Source organism: Flavobacterium sp. (genome assembly GCF_035299005.1).
In the GTDB taxonomy this organism is placed as follows: Bacteria; Bacteroidota; Bacteroidia; order Flavobacteriales; family Flavobacteriaceae; genus Flavobacterium.
Genome location: NZ_DATGXL010000004.1, coordinates 191,724 through 207,624, shown reverse-complemented (window position 1 = coordinate 207,624; position 15,901 = coordinate 191,724). Strand labels below are relative to the sequence as shown.

Below are 15,901 nucleotides of genomic sequence, written 5' to 3'. Positions count from 1 at the left end.
GCCTACTTTGTAGGAGATACTTTGGCAAGCTCAGTATGACAAACTACGGTTAAAATGTTTTAATGCTATGGATTACTATTCCCCAAATCATTAGTTCGTTTTCTTCTGTAACTTTTATGGGTTTGTAGTCTTCATTTTCAGCTATTAACCAAACTACTCCATTTTCTTTTTTGATTCTTTTTACTGTAAAATCTCCATCTATTTGACAAATCGCTATTTTACCATCTTGCGGTTCTAAGCTTTTATCAATTATTAATAAATCGCCATCGAAAATACCTGCGTTTTTCATGGAATTCCCTTTTACTTTAGCGAAAAAAGTACTGTCTTTATGTTTTATTAATTCTCTATTTAAGTCGATAGTTAGCTCGATAAAATCATCTGCAGGAGAAGGGAAACCGGCACTAATACCTACATCAACATAAGGTAGTTCCAATTCTGTTGAGTAATCTGGTGCGTAAAAGTCAAACACTTTGGTAGTATGTAAATTTTTTAATTTCATAGTTCTACAAAATTAAGTAAGTATTGTAATAGAAAATAATAATGTTGTAAAAATAGTTATTAACCCTTCGACAAAGCTCAGGACAAGCTATGAAGCAAACGGCAGCATTGATGCTAGGAATACTTGGATACCGATTGTTTTCGGTACAGGCATAGGAGCGATTTTTGTGCATATGAATGAGGTAATGAATATATACAAAAAAAAGATGCTTACTTAAATTAGTAAACATCTTTTTATAACTATATAATTAACTTTAAAACTTCATCCTTTGTATTCTAACCGCATTTAAAATAGCTAATAACGCCACACCGACATCTGCAAAAACGGCTTCCCACATAGTAGCTAAACCACCTGCGCCGAGAACTAAAACAATTGCCTTAACACTAAAAGCCAAAATTATATTTTGCCAAACAATTTTCTTGGTTTGTTTACCGATGTTTATTGCAATTGGAATTTTACTTGGTTTATCATCTTGAATAACTACATCGGCAGTTTCAATTGTGGCATCGCTACCCAAACCACCCATTGCAATACCAACATTACTTAAAGCAACTACTGGTGCATCATTCACACCATCACCAACAAAAGCTACGGTTTCGTTTTTAGCAATGATTTCTTTTACTTTGTTTACCTTGTCTTCAGGAAGTAAATCACCGAAAGCGTTTGTAATTCCAAGTTTTTGAGCTACAAATTGAACTACAGTATTTTTATCACCACTTAACATTGTGGTTTTTATACCTAAAGCTTTTAATTTATCGATTGTAATTTGTGCATCTTCTTTTATACTATCAGCAATAGTTAGATAGCCAACAAATTTTTTATCGTAAGCTACAGCAATCAATGTGTAAACGATACTTGTTGGGTCAATATCATAAGCTATAGAAAATTTATCCATTAGTTTGAAATTACCCACTAACAATTCTTTTCCGTTGATGTTGGCTTTTAATCCGTGTCCTGAAATTTCTTCTACATCTTTAAGTTGAATTGCACTGTCAATATTTCCAACAAATTGATGAATGGCAGTTGCAACTGGATGTGTACTTTGACTTTCTAAAACATTAACCATTTGCAGTATTTCATCTTTATTAAAATCGGAATTAAAAACAACTTCTTGTACTTTGAAAACACCTTCAGTCATTGTTCCTGTTTTATCCATTACAGCATTTTGAACAGTAGCCATTACGTCAAGAAAATTACTTCCTTTGAACAGAATTCCATTTTTAGAAGCAGCTCCAATTCCGCCAAAATAACCCAATGGAATACTAATAACTAACGCACAAGGACACGAAATTACCAAGAAAACTAATGCACGATACAACCAATCTCTAAATTGATAATCAGCTACAAAAAGCATTGGAACAACACAAATTAAGATAGCTAAAAGTACTACAATTGGTGTGTAAATCTTGGCAAATTTGCGTATGAATAATTCTGTTGGTGCTTTTTTTGCTGTTGCATCTTGCACCATTTCAAGTATTTTTGACAGTTTACTATCGGTATAAGCAGTTGTAACTTTAACTTGACAAACAGAATTAAGGTTTATCATTCCTGCTAAAACAGTTTCGCCTTTTGTTTTGGTATCGGGTTTGCTTTCTCCTGTAAGTGCTGCTGTATTGAACGAAGCAGTGTCAGAAAGTAATTCGCCATCTAAACCTAGTTTTTCTCCAGCTTTGAGTTGGATAATATCTCCAATTTTTGCTAATGATGCTTTTATAGTTTTAGCCACATTGTTTTCTAAAATTGTAACTTCGTCTGGTCGTTGGTCAAGTAAAGATTTGATATTTGCTTTGGCTCTTTGTACAGCCAATGTTTGAAATATTTCACCAATAGCATAAAACAACATAACAGCAACTCCTTCTGGAAATTCAGCAATTGCAAATGCTCCAATTGTTGCAATTGACATTAATAAAAATTCTGAAAACACATCACCTTTTCGAATGCTTTCTAAAGCTTCTTTGACAACAGGAATTCCAACAGGAATATAAGCTACAATATACCAAGCTATTCGTATCCAACCAGTAAACCAAGATTGAGTAAAATAATTATCAAAACAAATGGCTACAATCAATAAAACAAAACTTATTATTGCAGGTAAAAACATTTGAAAAGTTGATTTTTCCTTACTCGAATGGTCGTGGTCGTGTCCATCATCGTCAGAATGATGGACAGTTTTTTGATTTATCTTTTCTTCTAATGAGCAACAAATTTGTTTTCCATTTTTGTCATAAATGTGTTGATGTTCCATAATATAATTGTTATGAATTCATATTTAAAATTTCTTTAATATCTTCAGGTATTTCCATCACTTTTAAAGGTGTCACATTTGCACCACCTGTATTACCTAATGGAATATGACCAACAAATGATTTTACACCACCGACCAATAATCTTGGTATTTGACCAATAACTTCTTTTGAACTTTTTATCTTAATGCCAAATTGTAACATTTTCCAATGAACAGATGTGTGTTCACAAGGATATTTTTGTGCTATAATATGTGCTCGTTCTAAATGACACCAAGCATTTTGCAAATTATCTTGCTGTAAATTATCCTTAAATATTTCTAACTCTTTTTGATAAAAAGGAATTAGTTTATTTGGCATTTTAATAGTAAAGTTCATATTTATGCTTTACAACAACCATCTAAACTTTCATAAGCTTCTGGATTAGCTTTTACATCATCTGCATCATAACCTAACTTAGAAATACCATCTTTAATGGCTTGTAAAGTAGTTTTCTTTGAATTGTAATAAATGGTAAAAGTCATTGCTTTATCATCTAATTCGTACATCTTAACACCTTTAATTTTAAGCATTTCAGTTTTGAATTTTTGTCCACAGGTTTCACATTCTTTACAATGGTCGCAATGTAAAAATGTTTTTATTACTACTTTTTGAGTAGTTTTTTGTGCCGATACAAAATTTGAAAAGAAAAATAATGATACAGCTAACACAAATGTTTTTAATATTGGATTTTTACTCATAATTTTTATTGTTTTTTGGTTTTCGTGAATCATCGATTTCATAATTAACTTATTAGACTAATGATTATGTCCTTCGTGGCTCTCTTTTGAATGATCGTGTCCTTCGTGATTTTCTTTTGAATGGTCGTGACCTTCGTGATTATCAGCTTTGGCTTCAATTAATTCCATTTTGCAAACAGGACAGTTTCCTTTTTTATCGTACGTTTTACCTTTTTCACAATCCATTGGACATTCGTAAGCTAATTTTTGAGCTTCTCCTTCTTTGTGATTATGTCCTTCGTGTCCAGTTGTAGCTTCTGTATTTTCTTTTTTGTTACAAGAAACTGTACTAAATGTTGCAATAGCAAAAGCTATTATTAAAATTGATTTCTTCATTTTTTATGTTTATTAGAGTTAAATTAATTATTAATGTGCGTGACCGCCACCGCCTTCACTTTTCAGTAAATGACTTTGAATGTAGTATGCTCCTTTTAAGACAATTTTTGCGTTTGGTTCAATTTTTTGAAGTAAGGTAACTTGTGTATATCCTAATTGTGAAGTTCCTGTTTTTACTTCAATACGTTGGAAGTGGAATGTTTTTCCTTCTACTTCTTCGTGCTTGTCTCCATCTTCGTGATTATGTCCGTCTTTTTCATCGTGAGCTACTTCTTCTTTATGACCTTCTTCTAAAACAAAAACAAATTCTCTACCATCTGCTTTTATAATTGCTTCCGATGGTAAAGCTTTAACTGTATTTGCTCCTGCATCGATAAGTGCATTTACATACATTCCTGGTATTAATTTTTGTTGAAAGTTTGAAATATCAGCGTGTACGGCTACCGATTTTGTTTCGTTTTCGAATGATTTACCAACACTAAATATTTTTCCATTAATTTCTGTATTACCTTGATTAGTTAGGATAAAACGAACATTTTGACCTTGTTTTACTTTGAATAAATCTTTTTCGTACACTAATAAATCTACGTGTAATTTAGAATTATCGACTATATTCATTAAGGGTTTACCTGCTTCTACATTACTACCAATTTTAATATAAATTTCTGTAATATTTCCTGAAATTGGAGCAACAACTGGAACAGTTGCCGTAGTGTTTCCATTACCACTAATGTGTAAAGTATTCAATTGCTTTTGTAATGAATTAAACCTTGCTCTTTCAATTTCATAATCTGATTTAGTTTTTTGAAAAACTTTTTTAGAATTTACTTCTTCATCACTTAATGTTTTTTGTCTTTCAAATTCTAATTTTAGAAACTCTAAATTACTTTTTGAAGTTAGATAAGCTTCTTGAATTTTAGTAAATTCAGGACTTTCAATTGTAGCAATAGTTTGCCCTTTACTTACTCTTTGTCCCTCGATTACATTTATTGTTTTTACAATTCCTGTAGTAAAAACAGATACATCCGCTTGATTTTGTGGTGGTAACTTCGTATAGCCGTTAGCCTTAATTACTTCGCTTAAATTTTTATCTGAAAAAGTACCTAATGTTATACTTGATGCTTTAAACTGAGCTTCATTTAATTCAACTTCTTTAATTGTTGTTGGTTCTTTTTCTTCAGAATGGCTTTCTTCTGTATGAGCTTCACCATCTGTATGTACGTGTCCATCGCCTTCAGTATGACGCAAAGAAAAATATAAAATAATAGCAAGGATTATTGCTCCTACTATTGATGCATATATTATATTCGATTTTTTCATTTTACTTTTTATTATTGATTGATACTGTATTGAATTGTAATTATAGTTTGATTGTAATTATAAATCGCTTCGCTATAATTTAATTGAATTTGACTTGCTGTTTCTAAACTTTGAACATATTCTACATAAGAAATATCACCATTTTGATACCCTTTTGTAGCGTTTTTAATTATTAAATTAGCGTTTGGCATCGCTGTATTTTTATAATAATCTATTAAAGAAGCATACGTGACTAATTGCTCAGATTGTTGTTCTAAATGGCTTTTAAATTGCTGATTTATATAATCGGCATTTTTCTGTTCTCGTTCAATATTTGTTTTTGCAGATTTTGCTCTAGCGATACTACTTCCTGCAAATATTGGAACAGACAAACCAACTACAACACCTTGAAATTGAGGTGTGCTATTATAATATGTTGGTGTTCCGCTTACATCTTGAATACCTGTTATAGATTGCAAAAAATAACCTATTGAAAAATCTGGAGACAATGCTGATTTTTCTACTTTATGATTGGCTTTTGCAATTTTAACTTGTTGATCTGCTAATTGAACAATTGGGTTTTGTTTTACCATTGAACTATCAACTTTCGCCATAGCGGGATACGGCACAAATGAAGTGTCCGTTGCGATAAATTCTGTTTTTAAATCTAAAATTGCTTTTAGTTTTGATTTTTCAATGGCGATTTGTGTTTTATTTTGCTTTATTTTTTGCTCTAATTCTTGTTGTTTCGCCAATGCAATTGTTTTTTCTAAAGCATTTGTTTCACCTGTTTGAAATTTCAGATTGGCTGACTTTACAAATTTTTGCATCACAGCATTTTGCTTTTCTAAAACTGCATTTTGTTTTTCATAAAACAACAATGTATTCCAAGATTGTCTAATAGAATAAGTTATTTCTTGTTTTGCAACTCCTAATTTAGTTGCACTTGCATTACTATACTCTTTAAGTAAACTTCTTTTAGCACTTATTTGAAATGGATTAAAACTTTGACTAATACCAAAATTTTTATCTTGAGCTTGTGAGTTTATTTGTCCAAATGTTCCTGACAATTCCGTTTTAGGAAGCTCAAATGCTGTTTTTTGCAACTGTGTTTGCATTTTTACTTCTAATTCTGAAGCTTGGATACTTTGATTATTTTTTAAACCCATTTCAAGTGCTTGTTTTAAATCAAGCTTTTGAGTTTCTTGTGCATTTGCTCCGAATACCCCAAATAAAAATGTAATTACTAAAGTCGAATTATTCATAGTTTTTCTTTTAATTTTTATGCCTTTCTCAAAATACAAATACAAAATCGGAAGAACAATTAACGTAAGTAAAGTAGCTGTTATTAATCCACCTATAACAACAGTTGCTAATGGTTTTTGAACTTCAGCACCTGCGCTACTACTAATTGCCATTGGTAAGAATCCAAGTGAAGCAACGGCAGCAGTTAATATAACAGGTCTTAATCTTACTTTAGTACCTTCTTTTATTCTGTCATATACATTATCCATACCTTGTTTTTTAAGTTCATTAAAATATCCAATTAAAACAATTCCATTTAATACAGCTACTCCAAAAAGAGCAATAAATCCTACACCTGCTGAAATACTAAATGGCATATCTCGTAGCCATAAAGCGACAATACCACCAATTGCAGACAATGGAATAGCAGTAAATATTAATAATGATTGTTTGATTGATTTGAAAGTAAAATAAAGCAATACTAAAATTAAACCTAATGCTACTGGCACAGCAACAGAAAGTCGTTTGTTTGCTTCAATAAGATTTTCAAATTGCCCACCATAAGTTGTGTAATAGCCTTCTGGAAGCTTTAGTTTTTGATCTAATTTAGCTTGAATATTTTCTACAACTGTTTTTACATCAGCGCCACGAACATTGAAACCAACAACAATTCTACGTTTACCATTTTCACGAGAAATTTGCATTGGACCATCTTCATATTTTACATCTGCAATTTGTTCTAATGGAATTTGATTACCCGATGGTAAGGTTACAAACAAAGCTTTTAGGTTTTCAATATCTTTTCTGCTATCATTATCTAATCTAACCACTAAATCAAAACGTTTTTCGCCTTCATAAACAACACCTGCTGTTTCTCCTGCAAATCCCATTCTGACTACTTTGTTTAAGTCACCAATTTTTAATCCATAAAGTGCTAATTTGTCTTTATTGTATCGAATTGTTATTTGTGGCAAACCTGCAACACGTTCAGCTTTAACATCTGAAACACCTTCAATACCATTAATTAACTGCACAACTTCTTCACCTTTGCTAACTAACATTTCTATATCGTCACCAAAAATTTTGACTGCAACATCACTTCTTACACCTGTCATCAACTCATTAAAACGCATTTGAATAGGTTGAGAAAACTCTGTAAATGCACCTGGAATATCAGACAAAGCGTGTTCCATTTTTTCCATTAATTCTTCTTTGGTTTCTGCTGATGTCCATTCGCTTTTATCCTTTAAGAGAATAATCATATCTCCTGCTTCAATAGGCATTGGGTCAGTAGGAATTTCAGCCGAACCAATTTTGGTAACTATCATTTTAATTTCAGGAAATTTGTCTCTTAAAATTTGTTCTGCTTTAGTTGTTGCATCAACTTCTTGTGATAAAGAACTACCCGAAGCTATAATCAAATGCGTTGCAATATCACCTTCATCAAGTGTAGGAATGAACTCGCCACCTAATGTATTAAATAAAATTAATGAACCTATAAATAATGTAATAGCAACACCAATAATTGCAGCTTTAACTTGCAATGCTTTTTCTAAAAGTGGTGTATAGAAATTGTAAATGGCATCTATTATTTTATCACTAAAATTCTTTTTATGTCCTGTTTCTTTTTTTAATGCCAAAGCAGACATCATCGGAACATAAGTTAATGACAATATAAATGCTCCTAATATGGCAAATGATACTGTTTGAGCCATTGGTCCAAACATTTTTCCTTCGATTCCTACTAATGCTAAAATTGGCAGATATACGATCAAAATTATTATCTCACCGAAAGCGGCACTACTTCTAATCTTCGCAGATGCTTTGTACACTTCATCATTCATTTCTTGAGTGGTGAGTTTACCTTTTTTACTGACTTGGAGTCGATGTATAATAGCTTCAACAATGATGACAGCACCATCAACGATTAAACCAAAGTCGATTGCCCCTAAACTCATTAAATTTCCACTCACTCCGAAAAGTTTCATCATTGAAATGGCAAATAATAAAGCCAAAGGAATAACTGAAGCAACAACTAAACCAGCTCTCCAATTACCAAGAAGTAATACTAAAATAAAAATTACAATTAATGCTCCTTCAATAAGATTGGTTTGAACTGTACTAATAGCTTTATCTACTAAAACTGTTCTGTCCATAAACGCCTCAATTTCTACTCCTTCAGGAAGTGATTTTTTGATTTGTTCCATTTTCTCTTTGACAGTTTTAACAACTTCGCCACTATTTTCGCCTTTAAGCATCATTACCATTCCTGATACTTCTTCGCCTTTTCCATCTTTTGTGACAGCTCCATATCTGATACTACTACCTATTTGTACCTTTGCAACATCACTAATAAGAATAGGTATACCATTTTGATTTTTTACAACAATTTTATTAATATCTTCAATACCATTAACCATACCCACACCACGAATGAAATAAGCATAAGGTTTTTTGTCTATATATGCACCACCAGTATTTTCATTGTTATTTTCTAACGCATCGAAAATTTCGGTAATTGTAGTATTCATACTTTTCAGCTTATCTGGCTGAACAGCAATTTCATATTGTTTAAGATTTCCACCAAGGGTATTCACTTCAGCAACTCCTTTTGTACCAATCAATTGGGGTTTTATAATCCAATCTTGAATAGTTCTTAAATCCGATGCATTGTATTTTTCTTCATACCCTTTTTTTGGAAATACAACATATTGGTATATTTCACCCAATCCTGTACTAACTGGAGCCATTTCAGGTGTACCAACTCCTTTTGGTATGGTATTTTCGGCTTCTTTTATTCGTTCTGTAATTTGTGCTCTTGCCCAATAAATATCTACTTCTTCTTTAAATACTACTGTTACAACACTTAAACCAAAACGACTTATGGAACGAAGCTCCACAACATTAGGAATTGATTTAACTGATTGCTCTATTGGATATGTTATAAACTGCTCTACTTCTTGAGTTGCTAAAGTAGGTGAACTTGTAATTATCTGTACTTGATTATTTGTAATGTCTGGTAAAGCATCTATTGGCAAATTATATAACGAATAACTGCCTACAATGACTAATACGAGAGTAAAAAGACCAATAATAAATTTATTATTGATACTAAAATGAATGATTTTATCTAACATTTTATTTTGTGTAATGAATTAATAAACAGAGAACTGTTATTTTTTTTAGTTGCTTAAAAGACACAACTTATTAACCCGAAATTAATCGGGCTTCATTACACTAACTGTGGTGGTTGCCAAATGCTTCCGTAGAAATTTGAAAACGAAGTTGACTTATAAAAAGAAATAGAAGTTTTTATTTCTTGAAATCGAACTAAGAATTGAAAAGATTGAACTTCAAAAAAAGTTAATGTTTGTTGACCACAACAATTGCAAACACAAAAGGGAGAACATAAATCTGTTTCTTCATCGTGCGAATGATTGTGTTGTGAGTGAGCTTGTGAATGCGATGAAATAGTAGTAACATCATTATGCTCATCTGCACAAGGATAGGCAGTAAGCATAATTATATATATTGATAATATGATGTTTAAGATTTTCATCGTTGTAAAAGTAGTATATTTTTACAAAAAATAAAAATAATTACAAATTGAGCTATTATTTTAAAAATAAGTTGATATCCCAAAATTGAATCCATCTGTTATAGATGGTGGATTCGAAAGTATATCTCGTTGTTTTAGTAATCTATAATTTAAACGAATAACTGTTTGACTATTTGGTCTAAAACTTATAGCAGAAACCACACTCCATAAATCTTCACCTATATTACCACCTGTTTCGTTAAATTTACCCACATTCCAATCTACATATTCTAATCTACAAGCCACATTTAATGTTGCCTTTTCCCAACCTAACATTGTACGATTTAAAATTGGCTGAACGATATCTATAAAACCACCTTGTTGTTTACTTCCAAACTGTTGTGAATATGTACTAGGCACATCAACATTTATCCAAGCAAATTCAGTAGTAATAAAAGTTTTTGTATTTGGAAGTGTCGTATTGAAATCGATTGCAAAAATATTTACACTTCGCTTTTCATCTATAATAATGCCATCTTCTTGAAACTTATTGTAAACACCTCCCATATAAGACAAACCAATTTCGCCAATTTTACTATTTCTTACGGCTATTTTTCCTGTAAATAATGGTATTCCGCTATTAATTTCTTCGAATCTATCTGGATTATCTTTAGCTGCTGGTAAATAGGTTTTATTTTGAGTGTTTTCTATTATTGAATTATCAAAACTTCCTGAAAAATAAGCCTCATATCCATACATCCAATTTTTATGGTATTTTTTACCGTATAAACCTGCCCCAACATTACTAAAAGTGCCTGGTAACATCTGAGTTGCTGGAATTGGTCTGTCTGTAAATTCCCATTTTGGGCCATCGTGATTTTGATTAAATGCCCCGATTGGATTAACAATAATTCCTGCTCTAAAATTTGCCAAAGGATGAAACTCAACATCAACAGAAGCGAATTCGATTGCAATTTCATTGCCACCTTCTTCAAATTCTAACTCACTTAAAAACTTTACTCGTTTACCTATTGATGAAGACATAAATATAGATAATCTTCTAGCTTGAAACTGATGTCCTTCTGAAACACCATCGGTAGTAAGATGTTGCCAATTGGTTTCTACATAACCTCCAATAGCAATTGGTGTTTTATTAATATTTAAAGTTGGACGATTATATATAGCATCCATATTTAATACTTTGGTTGTATCTTTTGATACTCTTTTTAATAGGCTAGGATCTATTTGTGCATTGATTGTATTACTTATTAAAAAAAAACATAAAATTATATAGGAAATTGAGATTCTCATTTTAATGAAACTTTTAAAATATTATTTTCTATTCGTACTGGAAATTTTCTTAAATCTGTGCTTGCAGGACCGCTTTCAACTATTCCTTTATTGCTAAATTCACTACCATGAGCTGCACATTGAAGTTTATCTCCAAAAACTTGAAGTTCTGCTCCTTGATGTGTACATTCCATTAACAATGCCATATACTCTGTTTCATTGAATCGATAAATACAAATAGGAAATTGTAATATTTCATTCTGAGCGATAATGTATTTTTTATATTCTATTTTTCCATTTGAATTAATTTCAAAATCAGTAATTGGAACTAAAAGATCTGAACCTTTTATTTCTTTTGACAAGACTTGTGCTGAGGAACAGCTTTCTAATAAAGAAATACCTGCAATAGTTGCTAAACAACCAAAACCGCATGTTTTAAGAAAATCTTTTCTATTCATTTTATAAGGATTTTAAAAATTTTAGTACTGCATTTTTATCTGCTTGAGAAAGACTATTAAATGCGGTTCTACTACTAGTTGCTTCACCACCATGCATAGAAATGGCTTGTTCAATACTACGAGCTCTTCCATCGTGCATTAAAAAATATTGACCTCCCTGTGAATTCGCAGAAAGTCCTAATCCCCACAAAGGTGGCGTTCTCCATTCATAAGTTTTTGCAATACCTTCTGTGTAACCATCATCTAAACCACTTCCCATATCATGCAAAAGCATATCTGTATAAGGTGAAAATGATTTGAATGATAATCCAGTTATTGGTGAATATCCAGTTGTTAAATTTGATTTATGACAGCCTGTACAATTAATTTGTTCAAATACATTTCTACCCTGAATTACTTCTGTGTCATTTTGATTTCTTTGAATAGGTGCTTTTAATGTTTTAAGATAAAACACTAAATCATTAACCGTTACATTTGCTACTTCTGGGTCAATTTCTTCATTAGTGTAAACATCGATAGGATTAAAAGTTGATGTTATTCCCATATCTTGATTATAAGCATTTACTGTTTGATGCAATAAATTAAAAGCTGCCGCTTTTTTACCAAATCGTCCAATATATTTTCCGTTTTGAGTTACTGCATTTTCAGGGTTAATATAGCTTGGGATAGTTATCCAATTGGGTACACCCGAAATACCATCACCATCTGAATCGTTTGGGTCTGCCATTGCTAAAATATCAGCATCTGTAAGGTATTGTAAAAAGCCTAAACCTGTGTTTGCAGGTGGTGTAAATTTTGAAAATGTAGCTCCAAAAGGAATTTGTTCAGGAGTATATCCTGGTAAAGCTCTATTTTGTAGTTGTGGACCTCCTAAATGTAAAAAGGTATTTCCAAATTCATCAGCTTGACCAAAACGAATTAGTGTAGTAAAAGGGTGTCCTTTTCCATCACCTGCATGACAACTAATACAACTTGTTGCAACAAATGTTGACCCTAAACCCGTTTGTCGTGTAAAGACTTCCGTAAAAGCTACATCACCTTTTAAAAACCTTGCTAATTCTTCATTTGATAAACCATCAATTGTTCCATCTAAAACTTCATCGTCAGCTGGAATATCTACATAGCTTGTTTCACACGAGATAAGCATAATCGATAAAAACGAGAGAGTTGTTATTTGCTTAAAAATTGTTTTCATTATTCTAATAATTATTTTTAGGCAAAACTAAAATATTAATTAGGTAAACACAAATTAAATAAAAAAAATATAGTATGAAAAAGATTTATAACTAATGGAATATGACAAAAAATCTAATTATTGGTGTTTATTTCGTTACAAAAAAAGATATTAAATCATAAAACATAAAAGAACATAAGTAGTGAGATAATGAATATGTAGATAGCTATAAAGGTGTAATTAACAATCCTTGTATAGTTCACACTATAGATAATATGTATTTAAAACAAAAGTAAATTTTAAAAAAGTTTTAAGCATACGTAAAACCGTACGGATTTATATAAAACCGTACGGTTTTCCTCATTCGAAGAAAATTTTTAGTTTTCTGCTGTAGTTGATTTTAGCAAGATAGTCAATGAATTCAGGAAGTTCTGATAGTGAGAGTAAGCCGTTTGTGTTTCTTGGTATAGGTTTGAAATAAACTTCTTTGATGTGCTTTTTGAAGATTATTTCACCCAAAGTAAATCGCAATAATAATTTTACATATTTTTTTGAATATAACTTGTCTTCATTTGAAATGTTTTCAGGCATATAAAGTGTTAGTATGATTTTTTTACTAGCTGTATTGTAGTCTTCTAACTTTATTAAAATTGATTTAATCATCTCTATCAATTTGTCTGAAAATTGGTTTTTGTTTTCGGCACATAATGGCTTTAGAAATGTGTGAGCTGTGAAGTATTCTAATCTTGGTGTTTTTTCACCTAATGCAATTATTTTAGGGAATAGTTTACGGTAACCGTGAGCAGAAAATAATACACAAAATTTGTTAGGCTGATTGTTTTGCATATAAATGTAAATGACGATTCTTTTTGAAACATAGTTGAGGTTTCGATGTAGGTTTTCTATTACCTCATCGGAATTAATTCCCAGTTTGTAGGCATGGTAAATTGCTTGTTCGTTTTGTTGGAACCATGTCCAGAAGTTTTGGATGGTTTTTATTTGGCGAGGGTTTAATTGTTTGTTCATTTTTATCGGATTTTACGTTGCACTTGGTTGGCACGCGGATGAAGCGGATTTTCAAGCGCGGGTTTGACGGATTTTTTTGTTTTCGGTTGTTGGTTGTCGGTTGTCTGGGTGGTTTTAAGCTGCGCTTAAAAGTAAGCCTACTTCGTAGGAGATACTTCGACAAGCTCAGTATGACAATTCAATTCTTTAGAAATATTGAAAATTATCTTTTATCCCTGGATTCATTGCTGAAGGTGATTAGGTTGAACATTGACCTCATCCTTGAGCGGAGGCGGTTGCCGTAGAGTGCTTCGATTTCGCTTGCGGAGAGGTTTGTGGTGATATGGGTGATGGATTTATTTTGCACAAAGTCTTCGTAGCGTGAAATGATAATTTCTGCCATAACGTTGAGGTCGTTGCCGTAGTGTTTTATGTTTTGTTCGGCTCCTAAATCGTCGAAACAGTAGCCGGTTAAACGCGATTGTGTGTGTTCTTTTTGGATGTAATTCTGGAGTGATTCGAAGCCGTTTTTTGCGAACTCGAATGATATTTCTCTGCAAGTTTTGATTTTGTAGTCGTGTTTGTGGTAAAAAAATGGTCGAATTAACGCCATAATTGACGTTTTCCCGCATCCAATTGGTCCCGATAATAAAATACCTTTGTTGAGGTCTAAATTTAATTCCTGAGCCTTTTTTTCGTCTCGAATGGCATAAATTACCAATTTGAGAATGGTTTGGTGGTCAATGGTTTCAATCTTGAAATAACGACCGTAGATGAGTTTTCCCTGGTACTCGATGTAGTTTAAGCACCAATTGAAGTTGTAGACTTTGATTCCGTTTTGAATAACGAAAGTGTCTTTGATGGTACTAAAGTGCTTCTCCATAATTTTTTTGATTTGTTACGTGAAGGTGGTTTGGATTAAGATTTATTGTTTTGGTTTCTGTTCTAACAGAATTATTCGGTTTGTTTCCAAACTTCTTTGTGTTAAGCATCCAATTTCTTGCCGCTGCTTTCCAGTCTTTCATTTTGGTTCTGCCACCAACTAGCCAGCCGTTGCTTTCGAAGTAATTGAAAAAGCGTTGTGCTTCAACTTCGGGAAATTTTTTTTCAAGGAAGTAGATTTGAGCTTCTTCCAAAGTGGGTTTTGGAGGTCTCGACTGCGCTCGACTTGACAAAGCAGCTTCCTCAATCTTTTTCTTTTTTTCGCGCAACTTTTTTTCTTTTTCTTTTTCAACTTTTAAATCCGATTCTTGAACCTCATCAAAAATTGAATTTGTAAAAATTAATTTTTTTTCATTTTTTAAATTTTCTTGCTTAGCTATGTTTATACTGTTTGTATTGTTTATATTGTTTATATAAGGTACATGTTTAGAGCTTGTTTGATGCTTGTTTAGAGCTTGTTTAGTAACCTGTTCATTAACCTGTTCAATGACTTGGTCATTTTTTGACTTGGTTGCACGCTTTTTTAGTTCTTTTTTCGGAACTGGTTTGGTGTAAAAATCCAAGTTGCAGACTTCCAAAATTGACCCTTTGAACGGGTTGAATGATGGTTTGTAAATCACGTATTCTCTATCCGTTAAATCCTTCATGCATTTGTGATAGGTTGCTGTAGATGCAATTTTGCTAATACGCATAAGTTCGTCTCGCGAAATGCTGATTGGATTTTGAAAGCGGTTTTGATTCCATAATTGGAATATGGCCATGTAGAGGCTTATGTGGGTTGGGTTGAGGTCGTAATCGGCGCTTACTTTTTCGAAGAAGCCGGTTAGGTGTTTGATGTAGTTCATGGTTTAGGTTTAAAAGTTTAAGGTTTCAAGTTTCAGGTTGTGGTTTTAAGCTGCGCTTAAAAGGTTTGGACTACTTTGTAGTTTAGGATTTACCACATAGAAACATAGGTTTTGTTTTTAGGTGTTTTACTTTGCATAGGTTGTATAGATTCTTGAACTTTGTTCAAGGATTAGCCTACTTCGTAGGTGTATCGACTGCGCTCGACATGACAAAATCAATTTTCGATTTACAGGTGCAAACTTCACAG

14 protein-coding genes are annotated in these 15,901 nt (G+C 32.1%); all 14 read right to left on the bottom strand.

The window, feature by feature from the left end:
• Window positions 1-49: 49 nt before the first annotated feature.
• The 14 genes from VK164_RS02335 to VK164_RS02270 all read right to left on the bottom strand — a co-directional run bounded on the left by VK164_RS02335 (window position 50) and on the right by VK164_RS02270 (window position 15,653).
• Window positions 50-499: a translesion error-prone DNA polymerase V autoproteolytic subunit gene (locus VK164_RS02335; RefSeq protein ID WP_324207805.1), complete on the bottom strand. Its 450-nt coding sequence runs from the start codon at window positions 497-499 to the stop codon at window positions 50-52.
• Between the two features lie 253 nt (window positions 500-752).
• Entirely contained in the window at window positions 753-2,744 is a 1,992-nt protein-coding gene (locus VK164_RS02330; protein WP_324207804.1) for a heavy metal translocating P-type ATPase, read from the bottom strand.
• 10 nt (window positions 2,745-2,754) lie between these two features.
• On the bottom strand, window positions 2,755-3,120 hold the full coding sequence (locus VK164_RS02325; RefSeq protein ID WP_324207803.1) for a DUF3703 domain-containing protein: 366 nt from the start codon (window positions 3,118-3,120) through the stop codon (window positions 2,755-2,757).
• A gap of 2 nt (window positions 3,121-3,122) precedes the next feature.
• Complete coding sequence (locus VK164_RS02320; protein WP_264369108.1) at window positions 3,123-3,482, bottom strand: heavy-metal-associated domain-containing protein; 360 nt, start codon at window positions 3,480-3,482, stop codon at window positions 3,123-3,125.
• A 57-nt stretch (window positions 3,483-3,539) separates the two neighbouring features.
• Window positions 3,540-3,857 carry a heavy metal-binding domain-containing protein gene (locus VK164_RS02315; protein ID WP_264369107.1) on the bottom strand — a complete coding sequence of 106 codons (318 nt, stop codon included), beginning with the start codon at window positions 3,855-3,857 and terminating at the stop codon, window positions 3,540-3,542.
• A 30-nt stretch (window positions 3,858-3,887) separates the two neighbouring features.
• Entirely contained in the window at window positions 3,888-5,177 is a 1,290-nt protein-coding gene (locus tag VK164_RS02310) for an efflux RND transporter periplasmic adaptor subunit (protein WP_264369105.1), read from the bottom strand.
• A gap of 11 nt (window positions 5,178-5,188) precedes the next feature.
• A complete protein-coding gene (locus tag VK164_RS02305) occupies window positions 5,189-9,538 on the bottom strand; it encodes a CusA/CzcA family heavy metal efflux RND transporter (RefSeq protein WP_324207802.1) in 4,350 nt (1,449 codons plus the stop codon).
• Window positions 9,539-9,633: 95 nt separating this feature from the next.
• Entirely contained in the window at window positions 9,634-9,921 is a 288-nt protein-coding gene (locus tag VK164_RS02300; RefSeq protein WP_231841451.1) for a hypothetical protein, read from the bottom strand.
• A 99-nt stretch (window positions 9,922-10,020) separates the two neighbouring features.
• Window positions 10,021-11,130 (bottom strand): hypothetical protein, encoded by a 1,110-nt coding sequence (locus VK164_RS02295; protein WP_262319449.1) that lies wholly within the window; start codon window positions 11,128-11,130, stop codon window positions 10,021-10,023.
• A 116-nt stretch (window positions 11,131-11,246) separates the two neighbouring features.
• On the bottom strand, window positions 11,247-11,687 hold the full coding sequence (locus VK164_RS02290) for a ubiquinol-cytochrome c reductase iron-sulfur subunit (RefSeq protein WP_231834648.1): 441 nt from the start codon (window positions 11,685-11,687) through the stop codon (window positions 11,247-11,249).
• Between the two features lies 1 nt (window position 11,688).
• Complete coding sequence (locus tag VK164_RS02285) at window positions 11,689-12,882, bottom strand: di-heme oxidoredictase family protein (protein ID WP_324207800.1); 1,194 nt, start codon at window positions 12,880-12,882, stop codon at window positions 11,689-11,691.
• Between the two features lie 339 nt (window positions 12,883-13,221).
• The gene (locus VK164_RS02280) at window positions 13,222-13,887 is read right to left on the bottom strand and encodes a hypothetical protein (protein WP_264369101.1); all 666 of its coding nucleotides are present in this window, start codon (window positions 13,885-13,887) and stop codon (window positions 13,222-13,224) included.
• Window positions 13,888-14,089: 202 nt separating this feature from the next.
• On the bottom strand, window positions 14,090-14,749 hold the full coding sequence (locus VK164_RS02275) for an ATPase (RefSeq protein ID WP_324207799.1): 660 nt from the start codon (window positions 14,747-14,749) through the stop codon (window positions 14,090-14,092).
• A complete protein-coding gene (locus VK164_RS02270; protein ID WP_324207798.1) occupies window positions 14,733-15,653 on the bottom strand; it encodes a transcriptional regulator in 921 nt (306 codons plus the stop codon). The genes VK164_RS02275 and VK164_RS02270 overlap by 17 nt, the downstream gene beginning before the upstream one ends.
• Window positions 15,654-15,901: the final 248 nt, after the last annotated feature.

Bases quoted from the DNA above. Each gene is read 5' to 3' on its own strand.
- VK164_RS02330 (WP_324207804.1), bottom strand. From the start codon at position 2,744: ATGGAACATCAACACATTTATGACAAAAATGGAAAACAAATTTGTTGC.
- VK164_RS02305 (WP_324207802.1), bottom strand. From the start codon at position 9,538: ATGTTAGATAAAATCATTCATTTTAGTATCAATAATAAATTTATTATT.
- VK164_RS02270 (WP_324207798.1), bottom strand. From the start codon at position 15,653: ATGAACTACATCAAACACCTAACCGGCTTCTTCGAAAAAGTAAGCGCC.
- VK164_RS02275 (WP_324207799.1), bottom strand. From the start codon at position 14,749: ATGGAGAAGCACTTTAGTACCATCAAAGACACTTTCGTTATTCAAAAC.
- VK164_RS02310 (WP_264369105.1), bottom strand. From the start codon at position 5,177: ATGAAAAAATCGAATATAATATATGCATCAATAGTAGGAGCAATAATC.
- VK164_RS02285 (WP_324207800.1), bottom strand. From the start codon at position 12,882: ATGAAAACAATTTTTAAGCAAATAACAACTCTCTCGTTTTTATCGATT.
- VK164_RS02320 (WP_264369108.1), bottom strand. From the start codon at position 3,482: ATGAGTAAAAATCCAATATTAAAAACATTTGTGTTAGCTGTATCATTA.
- VK164_RS02280 (WP_264369101.1), bottom strand. From the start codon at position 13,887: ATGAACAAACAATTAAACCCTCGCCAAATAAAAACCATCCAAAACTTC.
- VK164_RS02300 (WP_231841451.1), bottom strand. From the start codon at position 9,921: ATGCTTACTGCCTATCCTTGTGCAGATGAGCATAATGATGTTACTACT.
- VK164_RS02335 (WP_324207805.1), bottom strand. From the start codon at position 499: ATGAAATTAAAAAATTTACATACTACCAAAGTGTTTGACTTTTACGCA.
- VK164_RS02290 (WP_231834648.1), bottom strand. From the start codon at position 11,687: ATGAATAGAAAAGATTTTCTTAAAACATGCGGTTTTGGTTGTTTAGCA.
- VK164_RS02295 (WP_262319449.1), bottom strand. From the start codon at position 11,130: ATGGATGCTATATATAATCGTCCAACTTTAAATATTAATAAAACACCA.
- VK164_RS02325 (WP_324207803.1), bottom strand. From the start codon at position 3,120: ATGAACTTTACTATTAAAATGCCAAATAAACTAATTCCTTTTTATCAA.
- VK164_RS02315 (WP_264369107.1), bottom strand. From the start codon at position 3,857: ATGAAGAAATCAATTTTAATAATAGCTTTTGCTATTGCAACATTTAGT.